The organism is Synechococcus sp. BO 8801 (genome assembly GCF_002252675.1).
Taxonomy (GTDB): domain Bacteria; phylum Cyanobacteriota; class Cyanobacteriia; order PCC-6307; family Cyanobiaceae; genus Cyanobium.
This window is the reverse complement of sequence record NZ_NQKY01000013.1, coordinates 54,629-71,257: the sequence shown is the minus strand read 5'-3', so window position 1 is coordinate 71,257 and position 16,629 is coordinate 54,629. Positions and strand designations below refer to the sequence as shown.

The window sequence follows — 16,629 nt, the reverse complement described above, 5'->3', positions numbered from 1 at the left end:
TTCACTCTAACTTAGGGAATGCTTCGATCATAAATCAAAACGGCGGGATTCAGGAACTGGGTAAAGATACTAAGTACGGCCTGGAAGTTTGTCATCTTGGAGTCATAACAGGCCACACCATCGTCCGCCATGAGGTAGGGGTTGTTGGCGTTGTCCGTCGAGGCACGAAGAAGATCTTCTACTCCCCGTTCGTAGACCGTCGTCTTGCCCGAGGCTCTTTCTGTTCGCACCAGGATGGCTTTGCGTCGCGCATTGGTGACCATGGTTCCACCTGCACAGTTCGCCGAGATGACGGCATGGGACAGGCGTGAGCCATAGGGAAAGTTCCTGGCCTGAGAGCCAATACCGGCAACAGAGTTCCCCGCCGCAGGAACAGTAAGATTGGAGATATTGATTTCAACCTCAGCGGGAGTGATGTGCGACGGGCGAACGATCAGTGGGTTCACGCTACCCGTGTCTGGAACAATCACTTGATCACCGGCAATCAGCGGGATGTCCTTAAATGGTACCCCCGTGAAGGCACCGGAGAGGTCTAACACTTGCCTTCGTGATCCTCGTTTCAACTCCACGGCGGTGACATCGGCGGTGGGAGTCACGCCTCCAGCACGACGCAGAGCCGTGGTGAGCATACGGTTGAGCGGGGCCTGCCCAGAGAGTTGAACAGGAGTCTGCGTCTGTTCGACATCACTCAACTCGTTGATCAACACGCGACCAGGCTGAAAAGCGGATCCGATCACGAAGACGGGAACCGGTGCCCACTGGACGACGCTCAGGCTGACCCTGAGGAAGGATGGTTGAAAGAAGCCCTGTTGCACAAGGGCTTGAGAGACACGCTTCTGCAGCTGTTCAGGTTCCAGGCCGACGGCTGAGATTCCCTTGAGATAGGGAAGCTCAAGTTCTCCGTTCAGATTGATTTCAAAGATTCCACTGAATTCTTCACCCTCAGGAATGGTCACCTTGACTCGATCACCGGGTGAGATCGGTAAAGCCTGAGCTGTACCGACTGTGCCAATACAGCAGGCCAGCCCAAGCAGCCAGCATAGGAACTTCGACATCTGTGTCGATTCGGAACAGTTTCCCCGATTGGCTTGTCGAATCAACCTTAGCGTATCCCTAGTCGGTGAGCCAGTGGGTTGTTCGCTGCGCAGGATTGAAAGGCTTCCATTCCATCGCTTGTTGATTCCCATCCCAAGCAGGCAGGGTCTCCTGAATGTGCATCCGCCCATCCCTTGGCGGCGCTGTCGGTCAACGGCCTTGATCTGCAGGATTTCGGGACGAGGCTTCATGCTGGGATGTTCAGCCTGATCCGATGAGCGCAAGCATCAGTTCGTCATCCAGGCCCATCAGGCTGCATCAGCAGTGATCAGAAACCTACCACCTGAGAGTTTTGTACCAGGGAGGCCTGGACTTCCACCTGAGCAGCTGGTTCGGCACCCCCTGGTTCGTGGCACTGTTTCCCCTCATCCTGGATTGGGGATCGGTCCGCCACCGTCTGCAACAGCAGGCCTCGGTGGCTGCACGCGGATCCATCCGCGTGATGGGTCCAGGTTGCCCGCGCTTTGCTCGGCTTCGCCCTAGTCCCTTCAGCTTGCGAGCGACCTCCACAGCTTCCGGATGTCCGATCTCTCCCCGTCGCTGGCATGCCGACAGGATCATCTCTACGGGACGCCATTGCTTAACTGAACGGGGCCGGGAACGGGCAACACCCCAAAAGACACTGTTCAGCAATCCCTGATGTCATGTCGGGCCATACGGCCAATTGGCCAGGGCAACGCTGCTGATTCATGGCCCTGAGCTAAACTTCAGCGTGAAGGACGCTTGAGGCACAATGGTCAATATTGTGATTGTTGCCACCGCGAATTATCTTTGGGGTGCTGCAGTTACTGTCCGGTCCGCGTTGGAAGCCTGCAGTACCACCCTCAACGTTTATGTCATCAGCGTTGATCTATCCCCTGAAGATAAGCAGAAGCTCTTTGCCTCCTGGCAAACTGCTAACCTTGGCACCATCAAGTTTATAGACTTCGACCTTGGGCAGGTCGATAACCTTCGAAGCACGCTGCTCGTCAAGAGCAAATCCCCATATGCACGCTTCTTCATTCCCGAGTATTTGGCTGATGTGTCCCGCTGTATCTACTTGGATACGGATCTTATCGTCTGCTCGGATCTGAATGGCTTGCAGCTACTCGATCTGCAAGGGAAATCGAGTGCATGTGTGATTGACGGTGGTATCGACACCCCGCAGCAGCAACAGCGCCTTCGCGAAAAGCTGAAGCTGGATAATCCTCAGCAATACTTTAACTCAGGGGTTATTGTCATGGATCTGGACGCCTGGCGAGAACGTCATATTCAATTGAAGGCTTTGACAATTGCCCAAGACAACTACGACTTGCTTGATCAGATGGATCAAGACGCCCTCAATATCGTTCTGGCGGATGACTGGTTGGTTCTTGATCCGAAGTGGAACACGTCGAAAGGCAAGGCGGATATCGGCTTTTCAGATGGAATCATCCATTTCCTAGGAAAAGTCAAGCCCTGGCATGCTGATTACTCCGCGAACTTCCAGGACCGATGGTTTGCTCTCCTGGATCGGACCGCATTCTCTGGCCAACGTCCGGTGAAGCTCATGGGCATCGGTGCCGCCTATCGTAAGTTTGTCCGTTCCGTTCCAACTTTGGAGATGGTGAAGGGCAAGCTGCGGCGACTCTTGCGTTCTCAATGAGTCTGCCGTGTGGCCAGGCTCCGCACCGCTATGATCCTGGCGGCCAGGATTCTCCCATTCGCTCGGATCTGTAGCCTTCCCTATCCTTTCGCCTGTCCAGCCCTCCCTTGCAGGCGGTCTGTGCTGATTCGGCTCTGTGCTGTGCTGATACGATGGCACAGGCTTTCATGCTATCGCTTCACTCTGGAAGCCATCTGGAAGCGCTCTGGAAGCATGCACAACGCGCCAGCCGTTCACGCACCGTTACCAGAACTGTCTCTTTCTTCTGTAATCTCCCGTGCGCATTGGCCTGATCAACGCCTACAGCACCCTGAATCTGGGGGATGCAGCCATCTACAGCGCGTTTCGAAAGCTCCTGCCCGGTGTGGATCTGGTGGGCTGCGTTCAGGATGAGCGGCCTGATCCCACCCTGGGCGTCACTTTCCTGCCTGAACGGCCCAGGAATTGTGAGGCCTACATCAGCGTTGGCGGCGATATCTTCAACAATTCTCGTGAATGGTTCGTCACCAAGGCGTTCCTCATGAACCTTGCCGAACTGAGGCATAGCGCCCGGCACACGTTTCTGTTCGGCCAGTCGATTCCTCGCTCCTGCCACGGCCTCAGCTTCTTCCTGCTGCAGCGCTACTTCAAGCGTCTGGCGGCTGTCTGTGTGAGGGATGCGGAAAGTCACCAGCGGCTCTGTGCTGCTGGGGTGCCCGCCAGGTTGTCTTTCGACATCGCCTTCGTCCTGGAGAGTTCTCCCCTTGCGGAGACAGCGGCGCGGCAATCTCTTGAACGTCTGGCGATTGATCCTGCCCAGGCCGCCGTGCTCTCTGTGCGTGGTTTTGACAGCATGTACGGCCACGACAATGATGCTTTCGTCGCCAGGATGGCCCAGCTCAGTGTTGAACTCTACGCTGCTGGACTCAGGCCCGTCATCCTGATCCAATCCGGTGCCTACGGCTCTGACAATGACCTTGAGGTGGCCGCCGCCATCCAGGCCCGAGCCCCCGGCACAGCCGTCCTCAATCCGTTTGTCGAACAGCCGGAAGTGCCGAGTTGGCAGCTTGCCATGGCCCTGTTTTCCCTGGTGGACATCGTGATCGCCGTGCGCTTTCACACCGCGGTTCTGTCACTGGCTGCTGGACGGGTTCCGTACCATCTCCACTACTCCAACAAGGGCAGGGACCTCTGCCGGCGGCTTGATCTGCCTGGTTGTGACCTGGCCAGCCTCGATCCCCCGTCGACCTTGCCGGCCATCCTTGCCACCCGTGGGCGCCTGTTCGCCCACGAGCCTGTCCGCGAGCAGGTTCGCCGCGATTTCCAGTGGTGCCTTGATCAGTTACCTGGCAACACCTGAAGGGATACCGCCAGCCCCACCGGGCTAGATTCACTTCATCTGGCTGTTCAACGATGTACGGGCTGGTCAACCGGGCCATCCAGCAGATGGTCACCACCCACCATGGGGAGGACACCTGGCAGCGCATCAAGGAGCCGGCTGATCTCCTGGATCTGGATTTCTTCTCCACCTACCAGGCCTATCCCGACGACGTGACCCATCGACTGGTGGCGGCGGCCACCGAGGAACTTGGCCTCTCGGGTGATCAGATCATGCAGGCATTTGGTGAGTACTGGATCACCTACACCGCCACGGAAGGTTATGAGCAGCTTCTAGAGAGCACGGGTGAAACCCTGCCGGAATTCCTGGATCACCTCGACAATCTCCACGCCCGGGCCGCCCTGGCCTTCCCTGAGCTGCAACCGCCCTCCTTCCGTTGCGAGCACCACGCCGACGCATCCATGCAACTGGAGTACCGCTCCAAGCGGAGAGGCCTGGCCCCCATGGTGACTGGCCTGCTGCATGGCCTCGGCAAGCGTTTCCGCACACCTCTGGCGGTCGACCAGATCGCCTCCCGTGACCAGGGTGATGCCACAGACCTCTTCCAGGTTCGCCTTGCTTCGCCAACAGACCCTGTGCTTCCCGAAGGCGGCATGAGGCACGAATGACGACGTGTCGTTTCTGATGGTGACGTCCGTGCCGTTGCCAGACCATCTGTTTGATCCCCTGTTCCCCTTTCATCTCGTCGTTGACCGTGCCCTGACCATCCGTTCGGCTGGCTCCGTCCTTCGTCGCATCCTTCCTGAACCGGATCTGTTGGGGCAGTCCCTCGACGATCACTTCCAGCTGATGAGGCCGGATGTGCCGATGGATTTCCCCAGTCTGAGTGAGTGTACCGATCGGCATGTGATCCTCAAGTCCGACCGGATTCCGTTGCAGCTGAAGGGCCAGATCTGTTGTCTTGATCAGACGGAGCAGCTGCTGTTCGTCGGTACCCCCTGCTTGCTGCAACTGGAGGACTTGAAGTCCCTCGGGCTGAAGATCAATGATTTTCCCCTGCATGATTCCCTGGTTGACTTCCTGTTCCTGCTCCAGGCCAGGAATGTGGCGCTCACGGAAAGCCAGCAGCTCAACGACATTCTGACGACGCAGCGGGCGGAGTTGCGGGAGTCAACACAGCGCCTCTCAGCCCTCAATACGGAGCTGGAAGCCGCCCGGCAGGCCGCTGAAGCCGCCAATGCCGCCAAGGACACGTTCCTGGCCACGATGAGCCATGAGATCAGAACGCCGATGAACGCCATCATCGGCATGGCAGGGCTGCTTCAGGACTCGCAGCTTGACGCCGTGGATCGGGAATATGTCGAGATCATCAACAGCAGCACCGATTCCCTGCTCACGATCATCAACGACATCCTTGATTTCTCGAAGATCGAATCCGGTGCCATGCAGCTGGATGAGCAGCGCTTCGACCTGCGCATCTGCATCGAAGAGGCCCTGGACCTGAGTGTGTCGCGTCTGCAGGACAGGGAGGTGGAACTGATCCTGGACATCGACCCCAGCTTGCCCACGGCCGTCATCGGTGATCTCACCCGCCTCCGCCAGATCCTCTGGAATCTCCTGAGCAATGCCGTCAAATTCACCTCCCAGGGTGAGATCGTCGTCACCCTGACGGCGGAGCCCCAGGCGGCTGTGGCCGGCGAGCCAACTCCCTGCCTGTTCACCTGTCAGATCCGTGACACCGGCATCGGCGTGTCGCCCGACCTTATTCCCCAGTTGTTCGAACCCTTTCGCCAGGCCGATCCCTCCACGGCCCGGCGCTACGGCGGCACGGGCCTTGGGCTGGCGATCACCCGCCGTCTGTGCGAGTTGATGGGGGGAGCGATCGGCCTGGCCAGCGAGGAAGGGGTCGGCAGTGTGTTCACCTTCACCGTGCTGTTGACGCTCGACCCGACCTCCACAGCGAGCATCACCCCGGAGCTCCTGCCGATTCCAGCCCCGCACGCGGCTTCGGTTCTGCTGCTGATCGCCAATCCCGCCCTCCGTGCCCTTCTCCAGAAGCAGCTGGGCTGGATGGGCCTGTCGGTGATCGCTCCCGATCTCTGTCAGATCCCCATGCGGGTCGCCCCCGCCGTGATCGCTGATGCCGGCCATGCTGCCGTGGTGATCGATGGGCGTCTGCTCGCCTGCGACGGGGACCCATCGCCTCCGTCCTTCCTGCAGGATCCCCTGCTGCGGATGCGTCCCTGGATCGTCCTGGCCGACCGGTGCAAGGTCACGGAGCTGGCGTCTCTCCCAGTGACCCCGCCCGTGCTGCTCACCAAGCCCGTGCGCCTCGGCCAGCTTCGCCGGGCCCTGCTGCAGCAACTGCAGAGCCCAGCGGAGCGGCGGCTGTCCGTTCCCCCAACGCCATCCCACCAACCCGCCCCGGAAGGTGGCCCCCATCGGCTCGCCGATCGGCTGCCGCTGCGGTTGCTCGTCGTCGATGACGTCCCCGTGAACCGGCAGCTGGCCCTGCTGTTACTGCAGCGCCTTGGTTACCGGGCCGATGCCGTGGCTTCCGGCCCGGAGGCCCTCGCGGCCCTGCAGGCAACCCCCTTTGACGTCGTCTTCATGGATGTGCAGATGCCGGAGCTGGACGGCTATGCCACCACCAGGGCCATCCGGCGGCTGCCGGCTCCGTTTGTGCAACCCTGGATCATCGCGATGACAGCCCATGGCCGTCCGGAGGATCGTCAGGCCTGCTTCGAGGCCGGCATGGACGACTTCCTGGCCAAGCCGATCGTGCCAGCCCAGCTCACCTACGCCTTGGAGCACTACACCCCCCCCGACCAACCTGAAGCCCCGCCAGGGGCGGCCGGGGATGACCCGATCGACGCCGGCGCCTGGGGGGAGCTTGAGCAGTCACTCGGTGATGGGGCCGAGCCGCTGCTCCAGGAACTCATCGATCTGTATCTCGAAGACGCGACAAGCCTGGTGTCGGCCGTCGTGATGGCCCACCAGTACCACGACCCGCCGGCCATGATCGCTGCCGCCCACTCCCTGCGCTCCCCCAGTGCCAGCCTTGGCGCGCTGGGCCTGGCCGGCCTGTGCGGAGCGGTCGAGGAGTCCCTGCGTTCCGATCCGGAGGCGTGGCCCCAGCTCAGAATCGACCAGCTGCTCGTCGAGGCTGGCCGGGTCACCGAGGCGTTGCGGCAGCGACGCCCCACGGCCCCCTGATCCTCCCCCGATGGACAGCAGCGGTGCCCTGACCACGATCCTGCTCGTCGATGACGATCGCATCCATTCCCGCCTGCTCCAGGCCCGGCTGAGCGCCAAGGGCTACCGGGTCGTGATGGTGGACTCCGGCGAAGCCGCCCTCGAGCAGGCACGCCTCTGTCCGCCCACGCTGATCCTCTGCGACTGGCTGATGGACGGCATGGATGGCCTGGAGGTCTGCCGGGCCTGCAAGGCCGACCCTTCCCTGCAGTCGGCCCATTTCATCCTGCTCACGTCCCGTTCCCGGGTGGAGGACCGCGTCCTCGGGCTTGACTGCGGCGCCGATGACTTCCTCAGCAAGCCGGTGGACCCCGAGGAGCTGCTGGCGCGGGTCCGTTCCGGCATCCGCCTGCACCAGGCCAACGAGCGCCTCAAGGATCTGGCCGAGGAGCTGCGGCAGCAGAAGGCCCGGCTCGATCAGGAGCTGGAAGAGGCGGCCAGTTACGTGCGCTCCCTGTTTCCCGAGGCCATGACCGGTGCCGTCAGGGTGGAGGCACGCTTCGAGCCCTCCCATGAGCTGGGTGGGGATTCCTTCGACTTCTTCTGGCTGGATGCGGATCATTTCGTCCTGTATCTCGCCGATGCCTCCGGCCACGGGCTGGCGGCGGCGTTCCCCTCCATTTCCGTCCACAACCAGCTGCGCTCGCGCTCCCTGCCCGTCGATCTGCGGGATCCGGCCGCGGTGCTGCAGTCCCTCAACAGCGGTTTCCAGATGGAGCGCCATCAGGGCCGCTACCTCACCATCTGGTACGGGGTGTATCAGCTCTCCAGCAGGACCCTGCGCTACGCCAGCGCCGGTCACCCCCCTGCCCTGCTCTGGAGCCGCACTGGCGCTTTTCCCAGCCTGTGGCTCAGGGGCCAGGGCATGGCGGTGGGTCTGTTCGAGGAGTCCACCTATGCCAACGAGAGTCTGGAGGTTGGAGATGGGGGCTGTCTGCTCGTCTACAGCGATGGGCTCTACGAAGTCCCGAGGCCCGATGGGGTGATGGGAACCCTGCAGGAATTCATGCAGCTGGCGGAGCAGTGCCGGGGGCTGCTGTCGGACGACGATGGGCTCGAGCGGCTGCTCTCCCAGATCCACGACATCACGGCCAACGCCCCGTTCACCGATGATTATTCGGCGATCCGAGCGATTCTTTCCTGAGAACGTCAGGCGATCGGCTTCTGTGACAGGGCCGAGACGCAGGCCTCCCGATCCGGGAAGATGGTGAAGACCTTCTCGGTGCCGGTGAGCTCCAGAACGATCCGCACCTGGCTGGTGAGACTGCACAGATACAGCTGCTTTCCGTGCTCCCTGACCCGTTTGAGCACAGAAACCAGGGCTCCGAAGCCACTGCTGTCCATGAAGTCGATGCCCTGAAAGTCAATCAGGATGTCTCCTGTCTTTTCGTTCAGAAGAGAGCCGATGGATGATCGCAGTTCGGCGCCACTCTGGGCATCAAGCAAACCTGAAGGGTTCAGGATGGAGAGATCATCCACACATGGAATCTCAAATCTCGTTGATCTTACCATTCCCGCAGGATTGGGGCTTCCGCCATCGGACGGCCCGGCCCGGGGCGAGTTGCGGCTGGCTGGCTTCCTGGTTTGTCCAGCCTGGGGGTGGCCATGTCCAGGTCCTGATCGAGCCGGAGCGGCTTCCGGGATGCGGCGCTAAGGTTTGTGAATCACCCGGTGATGTGTGCGGCGCTGGCCATGGTCACGATTGAAGAGCTCCGCCAGAAGTCCCTGCCCTTCGTTGCCGCCGACCGTGACGGGTGCATCGTGGAGATCAACGACCTGTTTGAATCCACCTATGGATGGACCTTGAAGGATCTGGAGGGACAGTCCCTCTCCATGATTCTTCCCGACTCTTTCCGCGACGCCCACCACCTGGGATTCTCACGCTTTCAGATCGTTGGTGAATCCCAGATCCTCAACCATCCCCTGGAGTTGATGACGATCTGCAAGGACCAGCGCGCCATCAATTCAGAGCACTTCATCGTCGCCGAACGGCGCGGGGATGGCTGGGTCTTTGCGGCGACCCTGCGCCCGCTGAGCTGAGTCCGGGATGGCCGATCTGGAGCTCGTCGCCCAATTGCGCACCACCCTCGGCCGGCTGGAGGCGGCTCTCGGGGCGGTCGAAGAAGCTCTCGCCTTCACCGATCTCGATGGAATCGTCGAGTGGACCAATGCCTCCTTCGATCGCTTCGTGGGTCTCCCACGCCTGCAGTGCCTGGGCCGCTCCCTGAGCGGGATCCTTCCCGACAGCCAACCCCAGGCCACGGCCGAGCCCCAGGCCTGCCAGCCCTTCTGGACGCAGGCTCCCGAGGGCACCACCACCTGGGAGCTCACCAGCGCCCCACCCCGGCGGGTCATCGAGGTGTCGTGGGCCACCGTCAACGTCCCGAGCAAGCCCTCGCTTGTCTTCACGTTCCGGGATCAGAGTGCGATCGTCCAGGCCCAGGACAGGCTGATTGACGCGCGCGATCAGCTGGAGCAGCAGGTGGCCCAGCGAACCCTTGAGCTGCGCCAGGCCCGGGATGAAGCCCTCGCGGCCAGTCAGTCGAAGACACGGTTTCTGGCCACGATGAGCCATGAGATCCGTACCCCGCTCAACGCCGTGATCGGGATGAGCGACCTGCTGCTGGCCAGCCCGATGGAGGGACGCCACAGGGAGATGATCCAGACCATCCATGAGAGCGGCGACTATCTGTTGAATCTGGTCAACGACATTCTCGATATCTCCCAGATCGAGACCGGTCGTCTGGCGTTGAACCCCAGAACCTTTGATCTCCATCATCTGCTCGATGACGTGCTGAACCTTTTTCAGCATCAGGCTTCCATTCGGCAGCTTGATCTGCGGCTCAGCCTGTCGACGGAAGTGCCTCAATGGTTGATCGGTGATGATCTCAAGCTGCGTCAGATCCTCTTCAACCTGCTGGGAAATGCCTGCAAATACACCAACCATGGGGAGATCCGGCTTTTCGTCGAGGCGACCCGGACGGCGGCGGATGCGGTCGGCCTGTTGTTGCGTGTCTCCGACACCGGCATCGGCATTTCCGCCGCCGCCCTGCCGTTCATCTTCGAGGAGTTCGTCGGGCACGCCGATCCGGAGCAGACCCGCCAGAGTGCCGGGCTCGGCCTGGCCATCTGTTCCCGGCTCTGCCAACTGATGGGCGGTGAGATCTCGGTGGAATCCAGCCTCGGCAAGGGCAGCTGTTTCTCGGTCCGCCTGCCCTTCGCGGTGGCCTCGAAGAGCCAGCAGAAGCCTGTCCAGAGCGGCTCTCCTCAGGGTTTTGATCCTGGGCTGAGGATCCTGGTGGCCGACGACAACCGCGTCAACCAGCGCGTGCTGGAGCTGATGCTGGCCCGGCTGAACCTGTCGGCCCAGCTGGTGGGTGACGGCGACGCCGTACTCCAGAGCCTCCGAAGTGAGCCCTTCGATCTGCTGGTCATGGATGTGGAGATGCCCCGTCTGGATGGCATCTCTGCGGCCCGACAACTACGTAGCGAGGGTTATGCGGATGTGTACATCATCGCCTTGACGGCCTATTCCTTCAGCTCCCATCGCCAGGAGTGTGAAGCCGCCGGAATGAACGACTTCCTCTCCAAGCCCCTGCGTTTCGTGGATCTCTGCGCCGCCCTGGATCGTTTCCAGGAGTGGCGCCGGGTTGCGAAGCCGTAGGGTGGAGAGTGTGGAGGCCTTGGGCGTGACGCTACCGGAGGGCATTCCCGCGCCAAGGCGCCGAATGGTCCGCGATTCCTGCCTGCTGAGCCTGGGAATCATGGCCATCTCCAGCACGGCCCTGGTCGTCACCTACCGGGCCGCCGAAGGCAGCCTCCAGGCGAACATTCAGGAGCGATTACGGGATCTGGCCGTGGTCACGGCGTCGGAGATGGATGGCGATCTGCATGAGCGGATCACCCGCCCGGATCAGATCGGCAGCGCTGCCTATCGCCAGGCCACCGGGCCCCTGCTCCGCCTCAGGCGGTCGGTGCCGGATGTCTTTTACGCCTACACCCTCAGGGGGCAACCACAGGATCTCCGCTTCGTTCTCGACAGCACCTTCTACATCAAGAATCAGGGGGACGATGTGAGCCCCTTGGTGATCGGAGAGCGGTACGGCGATGCTCCCCCGGCCGCCCGTGCGGCCGCCCGCTACGGCAAGGCCAAGGTGAGTGCCGTTCCCTACACCGATCAGTGGGGCACGTTCCTGAGCAGCTTCGCTCCCTTCCGTGACGGGGCCGGCAGGACAGTGGGTCTGGTGGGTGTCGATCTGTCGATGGCCACCCTCAACCAGCAGCTGTTCCCCCTGCGCCTCAGCCTGGCCCTTTCGCTCACCGGCAGTGCCCTCCTGTCCGCCCTGGCGGGTTTGCTTCACTGGCGTTCGCTGCGCTCCTCGGAGCGGGCCCTGGAGGTGAGCCTGGAGGCCCGCGATCTGGCCCGCCGTGCGGCCCAGGAATCGGAGCAGGCCAACCTGGCCAAGAGCACCTTCCTGGCCACCATGGGCCACGAGCTGCGCACGCCGCTCAATGGTGTGATCGGACTCACCGACATCCTGCTGAGCACCGGCCTCACACCCCACCAGAAAGAGTGCCTGCAGACGGTTCGCAACTCCGGCGAGTCGCTGCTGCTCCTGCTCAACCAGCTGCTCGATTTCTCCGCCATCGACAGTGGTGCGCTGGTGATCGATGCAGCCCCTTGCCGGCTCCGTCCCCTGGTGGAGGAGGTCGTGCACCTGTTCCGCCAGCAGGCCCAGTCGAAGGGGCTGGCCATCACGCTCAGCTTCGATGCCCACGTTCCCGATGTCGTGACCTCCGATCCCCTGCACCTGCGGCAGATCCTCGTGAATCTGGTGGGCAATGCGGTCAGGTTCACGGTGCACGGCCAGGTGGCCGTGGCCGTTGGCGTGGAGGACCTCCAGCCCGATGGCCGGCGGCCCGTTCTCTTCCGTGTCCGGGATACCGGGCCCGGGATCAGCCTCTCCTCCCGGGAGACGCTCTTCCAGCCCTTCACCCAGGCGGATGGCTCCAGCACCCGTCCCCATGGCGGCACCGGCCTGGGCCTGGCCATCTGCCACCACCTGGTGGTCGCCATGGGGGGCGTGATTGAGGTGGAGAGCGAACCGGGCCAGGGTTGCCTGTTCACGGTCAGCCTGCCGGTGACGGTTCCCGCGGAGCCGGAGCCGGCAGAGGCGAGCTTCGCCGACAGCCATCCGCTGCGGATCCTCCTGGCCGAGGACAATCGCGTCAACGCCCGCGTCTGCGAGCTGATGCTGCAACGGCTCGGCTACGGCGTCAGTGTGGCCTGCGATGGGGAGGAGGCCCTGGAGCAGCAGCGCAGCCTCGACCCGGACATCATCCTGATGGATCTGCGAATGCCGAAACTCGATGGATTCGACGCCACGCGACGGATCCGGGAGCAGGGCGACCGTGGGGCCCGTCCCTGGATCGTGGCGGTCACCGCCAACATCCGCGAGAGCGACCGCGCCCAGGCGCTGGCCAGTGGCATGGATGACTTCATCGGCAAGCCGATCCGGGTGGAAACGCTGCAGGGCGCCCTCTCACGGGCCTATGCGGCCGTCCAGGCCCGCTGATCGGGGAGGCCCGCCCTAGGCCGGCGTCGTTCCCGACAACCTGGCCTGGCTCAGGGCCGCCTCGGCCCGCCGGAACAGGTCCTTGAAGCCGCTGTCGTCATCGCCCAGCGAGGCGACACCGCAGCTAATGGCCAGCGGATGGCGGACGCCCTCCACCAGCCAGCCATCGAGGGCCAGGGCGGCCCGGATCTGCTCCGCCAGGGCCACCCCCTCCTGGCCGTCGAGGCCTGGGCGCAGCATGGCGAATTCGTCGGCGGTCACCCGGCCCAGAAGGGCGCTCTCCCCCACCTGGTTCAGCAGCCGGGCGGCCATCTCCTGGAGCAGCCGATCCCCCTGCGGAGCTCCGAACCGGGCGCAGAAGCCAGGGAAATCATCGAGTCCGAAGATCAGCAGGGTGAGCGCATCGCCGCTCTGGCGAGCCCGCTGGCACTCCCTCTGCCCCGCCTCCTGGAAGGGGCGTCGGTTCTGGAGCCCCGTAAGCGGACAGAGATAGCTGTTGCGCCGCGATTCCAGATACTGCGTCACCATGCCGGCCAGATCCTGCAGCAGCTGTTGCTCCGTGCCGGCAAGCTGCCTCGGTTGGGGGCTGATCACGCACAGGGTCCCCACATTGAAGCCGGAGCGGGTCTGCAGCGGGACGCCCGCATAGAAGCGGATATGGGGGTCCCCCGTCACGAGGGGATTGTCCCTGAAGCGGTCATCGGCGGTCGCATCACTGACGACCATGACGTCATCGGAGCAGATGGTGTGCGCACAGAAGGCCAGCTCCCGCGGCGTTTCACTCGGCTCCAGGCCCACCCGGGAGAGAAACCACTGCCGCTGGCGATCCACCAGGGAGATCAGGGCGATCGGAACCCCCAGCATCTGGCTGGCCAGGCGGGTGATGCGGTTGAAATCCTCCCCGGGTTCCGTATCGAGGATGTACTGGTCGTCCAGCGCCGCCTGCCGTTCGGCTTCGTTGTCCGGGATCGGATAGGAGGACACCGGTCGTCGCTGCCAGGGAAGGCAGTATGGACCGGGGCCCCATCAGGGCAGCCAGGGCCCTCAGGGCAGCCAGGGCGCCTCGGAAAAGTCCGGGTCCCGTTTCTCCAGGAAGGCATTGCGCCCCTCCTGGCCTTCGCTGGTCCGATAGAAGAGGTGGGTGGCCTGGCCCGCCAGCTCCTGGATGCCCGCCAGCCCGTCGGTCTCGGCGTTGAAGGCGGCCTTCAGGCAGCGGATCGCCGTGGGGCTGTGCTGCAGCACCTCCCGCGCCCAGGCCACCCCCTGGCGCTCCAGCTCCTCCAGGGGCACCACCGCGTTCACCAGCCCCATGGCCAGGGCCTCGTGGGCGTCGTAGCGGCGGCAGAGGAACCAGATCTCCCGGGCCTTGCGCTGGCCCACCACCCGGGCCAGGTAGCCGGCGCCGAAGCCACCGTCGAAACTTCCCACCCGCGGCCCGGTCTGGCCGAAGACGGCGTTCTCGGCCGCCAGGCTCAGGTCGCAGAGCAGGTGCAGCACCTGGCCGCCGCCGATGGCGTAACCCGCCACCAGGGCGATCACCACCTTGGGCAGGCTGCGGATGATCCGCTGCAGATCGAGCACATTGAGCCGCGGCAGGCCCGAATCGTCGAGATAGCCGCCGTCGCCGCGCACGCTCTGGTCACCGCCGGCGCAGAAGGCCCAGACGCCGTCGGCGGCCGGCCCCTCGCCGGTGAACAGCACCACACCGATGGAGGGGTCGTCCCGCACCCGGTTGAAGGCATCGCAGAGCTCCTGCACGGTGAGGGGGCGGAAGGCGTTGCGCTTCTCGGGCCGGTTGATGCTGATCCGGGCGATCCCGTCGCCGCTGGTCTCGAAGCGGATATCGCTGTAGGTGCCGGCGCTGGTCCAGTGCGGCGGGGCGGGGGGAACGGGGGTCATGGGGAGGGGATCGGCCCGGTGGCCAGGGGGTCGGCCAGATCTGCGGCCATTGTGCGCAGCCGCTGCCGCAGGGCCGCATCCCGGCGTCGGTCGGTGGTCAGCACCAGCAGGGCCAAAGGCTGGGCCAGGGCCCAGGCCAGGGCGTCCTCCAGGGCATCCAGGCACTCCAGCCGCCGGCCGGGGACCCCGTGCACCGCCGCCAGCGCCAGCGGGTCCACCGGCTGGGGCATGGCGAACAGGCGCTCGAAATCCATCGCCGCCGCCGGCTGGGTGCGGATGGGCAGCTGCTCGAAGATGCCGCCGCCGCCGTTGTCGATCAGCACGATGGTGAGCCGCCCCCGCAGCTGCGGGCGCCACAGCCAGCCGTTGGCATCGTGCAGCAGGGCCAGATCGCCGCTCACCAGCACCAGGGCGCCGAGGGCTTCGGCCAGGCCGCAGGCGCTCGAGAGGGTGCCGTCGATGCCGGAGGCCCCCCGGAAACCATGCATCGGCCGGGCTGGGGCGGCCGGGTCGGCGAAGCTCTCCCAGTCCCGCACCGGACTGCTGTTGGCCAGCAGCACGGGCAGCCCCGCCGGCAGCAGCCGGCTCAACCGCCGGGCCAGGGCCGGCTCCCCCTGCTCCCCGGCCAGCTCGCGCTCCAGCAGGGCCTGCACCGCCGCCTCCGCCCGCCGCCAGCGGCCCGCCAGCGCCAGTGATGCTTCCGATGGATCGCCCGCCCCGGTCGGCGGCGTCTGCCCCGCCACCCAGGCCGTCAGCCCGGCGCTCGCCTGACCCCGCACCACCCCGAGGGGATCGAGCCGGCGCCCGTCCCCTTCGCTCACCAGCACCTGGGGCCCCCCCTGGGCCGCCAGCCAGCGCTGCAGACGCCGGCTGGCCGGCAGGGGGCCCAGGCGCAGCACCTGCAGCGCACCCGCCGGCGCCGCCACCTCGCCGCCGGCGCCCTCCGAGAGGATCAGGTCGTAGGCCGTCACCGTCTCCAGATCCGGCAGGCCCCGCAGGCCCGAGAGGGCATCGGCCAGCACCGGCCAGCCGCTGCGCCGCTGCCAGCGCCGCAGGGCTTCCACGTGGGCCGGCCAGGCCGCCGGGGCCCCGCGCCAGGGGCCGGCCACCACGACACCGGGGCGGTCCGGGTCCAGGCCGGTGTCGGGAGAGGCCTGGGGCACGGCGGGCGCCGGGGGGGTCGTGGTGGCTGCGGGGCCAGCCGACGGGGGCGGCGGCAGCGCTTCGGCCAGTGCGGCGGCCAGCCGGGTCAGATCCGTGCCGTCCGCATGCAGGGGTTCGTCGAAGGGCAGGTTGAGGTGCACCGGGCCGGCGCAGCGGCCGGCCCCATCGCCCCGGGCGGCGGCCAAGGCCTGGCGGGCCAGGGCGTCCAGTTCCGCGGGGGCCATGGCGGCCAGCCCCTCCGGGTCGCCCTCGCCCAGCCAGCGGCAGCTGCCCACCAGGAACACCTCCTGGTTGACGCTCTGGTTGGCGCCGCAGCCCTTGAGCCGCGCCGGTCGGTCGGCCGTGAGCAGCAGCAGGGGGATCGAGCCGAAGTCGGCCTCCACGGCGGCGGGCAGCAGGTTGGCCACGGCGCTGCCCGAGGTCGTGATCACGGCCGCTGGCTGGCCGCTGGCCCTGCCCAGGCCGAGGGCGAAGAAGGCGGCGGAACGCTCGTCGATGGCGGTGTGCAGTTGCAGGCCCCCGGGCTCCAGCAGGGCGGCCGCCACCGCCAGGGGGGCCGAACGGCTGCCGGGGCAGAGCACCCCGTGGGCCAGGCCGCCCCGGCGCAGCGCGTTGAGGAGCGCCACAGCCGCCTGCACATTGGCCAGTGATGTGGCGGACCCGGCCAAGGGGGACGCTCCGGTGTTCAGGATGGGGGA

13 protein-coding genes are annotated in these 16,629 nt (G+C 64.7%); 8 read left to right on the top strand and 5 right to left on the bottom strand.

Translation table 11 applies throughout. The annotated features are described in order from the left end of the window. Nucleotides 1-11: 11 nt before the first annotated feature. Complete coding sequence (locus CJZ86_RS10800; RefSeq protein ID WP_094585948.1) at nt 12-1,055, bottom strand: polysaccharide biosynthesis/export family protein; 1,044 nt, start codon at nt 1,053-1,055, stop codon at nt 12-14. Nucleotides 1,056-1,828: 773 nt separating this feature from the next. Between CJZ86_RS10800 and CJZ86_RS10795 the strand changes: the two genes are divergently transcribed. The 5 genes from CJZ86_RS10795 (at nt 1,829) to CJZ86_RS10775 (ending at nt 8,436) form a co-directional block, all read left to right on the top strand. Next, on the top strand, nt 1,829-2,719 hold the full coding sequence (locus tag CJZ86_RS10795) for a glycosyltransferase family 8 protein (RefSeq protein WP_094585947.1): 891 nt from the start codon (nt 1,829-1,831) through the stop codon (nt 2,717-2,719). A gap of 277 nt (nt 2,720-2,996) precedes the next feature. Then, the gene (locus CJZ86_RS10790; protein ID WP_233133977.1) at nt 2,997-4,058 is read left to right on the top strand and encodes a polysaccharide pyruvyl transferase family protein; all 1,062 of its coding nucleotides are present in this window, start codon (nt 2,997-2,999) and stop codon (nt 4,056-4,058) included. A gap of 53 nt (nt 4,059-4,111) precedes the next feature. Next, nucleotides 4,112-4,705: a heme NO-binding domain-containing protein gene (locus tag CJZ86_RS10785; RefSeq protein WP_094585946.1), complete on the top strand. Its 594-nt coding sequence runs from the start codon at nt 4,112-4,114 to the stop codon at nt 4,703-4,705. A 16-nt stretch (nt 4,706-4,721) separates the two neighbouring features. Continuing rightward, the gene (locus CJZ86_RS10780; RefSeq protein ID WP_094585945.1) at nt 4,722-7,253 is read left to right on the top strand and encodes an ATP-binding protein; all 2,532 of its coding nucleotides are present in this window, start codon (nt 4,722-4,724) and stop codon (nt 7,251-7,253) included. Nucleotides 7,254-7,263: 10 nt separating this feature from the next. Then, nucleotides 7,264-8,436 (top strand): PP2C family protein-serine/threonine phosphatase, encoded by a 1,173-nt coding sequence (locus CJZ86_RS10775; protein WP_094585944.1) that lies wholly within the window; start codon nt 7,264-7,266, stop codon nt 8,434-8,436. Nucleotides 8,437-8,441: 5 nt separating this feature from the next. Here the strand turns inward: CJZ86_RS10775 and CJZ86_RS10770 are convergent, their stop codons facing one another. Continuing rightward, the gene (locus CJZ86_RS10770; RefSeq protein ID WP_094585943.1) at nt 8,442-8,804 is read right to left on the bottom strand and encodes an STAS domain-containing protein; all 363 of its coding nucleotides are present in this window, start codon (nt 8,802-8,804) and stop codon (nt 8,442-8,444) included. 147 nt (nt 8,805-8,951) lie between these two features. Here CJZ86_RS10770 and CJZ86_RS10765 point away from each other — a divergent pair, with 147 nt between their 5' ends. The 3 genes from CJZ86_RS10765 (at nt 8,952) to CJZ86_RS10755 (ending at nt 12,868) form a co-directional block, all read left to right on the top strand. Then, nucleotides 8,952-9,332 (top strand): PAS domain S-box protein, encoded by a 381-nt coding sequence (locus CJZ86_RS10765; protein ID WP_502690429.1) that lies wholly within the window; start codon nt 8,952-8,954, stop codon nt 9,330-9,332. 7 nt (nt 9,333-9,339) lie between these two features. Then, nucleotides 9,340-10,956 carry an ATP-binding protein gene (locus CJZ86_RS10760; protein ID WP_094585942.1) on the top strand — a complete coding sequence of 539 codons (1,617 nt, stop codon included), beginning with the start codon at nt 9,340-9,342 and terminating at the stop codon, nt 10,954-10,956. Between the two features lie 64 nt (nt 10,957-11,020). Further along, on the top strand, nt 11,021-12,868 hold the full coding sequence (locus CJZ86_RS10755) for an ATP-binding protein (protein WP_094585941.1): 1,848 nt from the start codon (nt 11,021-11,023) through the stop codon (nt 12,866-12,868). Nucleotides 12,869-12,883: 15 nt separating this feature from the next. On the opposite strand, the gene CJZ86_RS10750 is transcribed toward CJZ86_RS10755, so the two are convergent. The 3 genes from CJZ86_RS10750 to menD are packed head-to-tail and all read right to left on the bottom strand — an operon-like array spanning nt 12,884 to nt 16,599. Then, a complete protein-coding gene (locus CJZ86_RS10750; RefSeq protein WP_094585940.1) occupies nt 12,884-13,852 on the bottom strand; it encodes a sensor domain-containing diguanylate cyclase in 969 nt (322 codons plus the stop codon). Between the two features lie 60 nt (nt 13,853-13,912). After that, nucleotides 13,913-14,767: a 1,4-dihydroxy-2-naphthoyl-CoA synthase gene (gene menB, locus CJZ86_RS10745; protein WP_094585939.1), complete on the bottom strand. Its 855-nt coding sequence runs from the start codon at nt 14,765-14,767 to the stop codon at nt 13,913-13,915. After that, on the bottom strand, nt 14,764-16,599 hold the full coding sequence (gene menD / locus CJZ86_RS10740) for a 2-succinyl-5-enolpyruvyl-6-hydroxy-3-cyclohexene-1-carboxylic-acid synthase (RefSeq protein WP_198960121.1): 1,836 nt from the start codon (nt 16,597-16,599) through the stop codon (nt 14,764-14,766). The genes menB and menD overlap by 4 nt, the downstream gene beginning before the upstream one ends. Nucleotides 16,600-16,629: the final 30 nt, after the last annotated feature.

Excerpts from the sequence above, each read along its gene's own strand:
- CJZ86_RS10800 (WP_094585948.1), bottom strand. The coding sequence starts at position 1,055 with ATGTCGAAGTTCCTATGCTGGCTGCTTGGGCTGGCCTGCTGTATTGGC.
- CJZ86_RS10795 (WP_094585947.1), top strand. The coding sequence starts at position 1,829 with ATGGTCAATATTGTGATTGTTGCCACCGCGAATTATCTTTGGGGTGCT.
- CJZ86_RS10785 (WP_094585946.1), top strand. The coding sequence starts at position 4,112 with ATGTACGGGCTGGTCAACCGGGCCATCCAGCAGATGGTCACCACCCAC.
- CJZ86_RS10780 (WP_094585945.1), top strand. The coding sequence starts at position 4,722 with ATGGTGACGTCCGTGCCGTTGCCAGACCATCTGTTTGATCCCCTGTTC.
- CJZ86_RS10775 (WP_094585944.1), top strand. The coding sequence starts at position 7,264 with ATGGACAGCAGCGGTGCCCTGACCACGATCCTGCTCGTCGATGACGAT.
- CJZ86_RS10770 (WP_094585943.1), bottom strand. The coding sequence starts at position 8,804 with ATGGTAAGATCAACGAGATTTGAGATTCCATGTGTGGATGATCTCTCC.
- CJZ86_RS10760 (WP_094585942.1), top strand. The coding sequence starts at position 9,340 with ATGGCCGATCTGGAGCTCGTCGCCCAATTGCGCACCACCCTCGGCCGG.
- CJZ86_RS10755 (WP_094585941.1), top strand. The coding sequence starts at position 11,021 with ATGGTCCGCGATTCCTGCCTGCTGAGCCTGGGAATCATGGCCATCTCC.
- menB (WP_094585939.1), bottom strand. The coding sequence starts at position 14,767 with ATGACCCCCGTTCCCCCCGCCCCGCCGCACTGGACCAGCGCCGGCACC.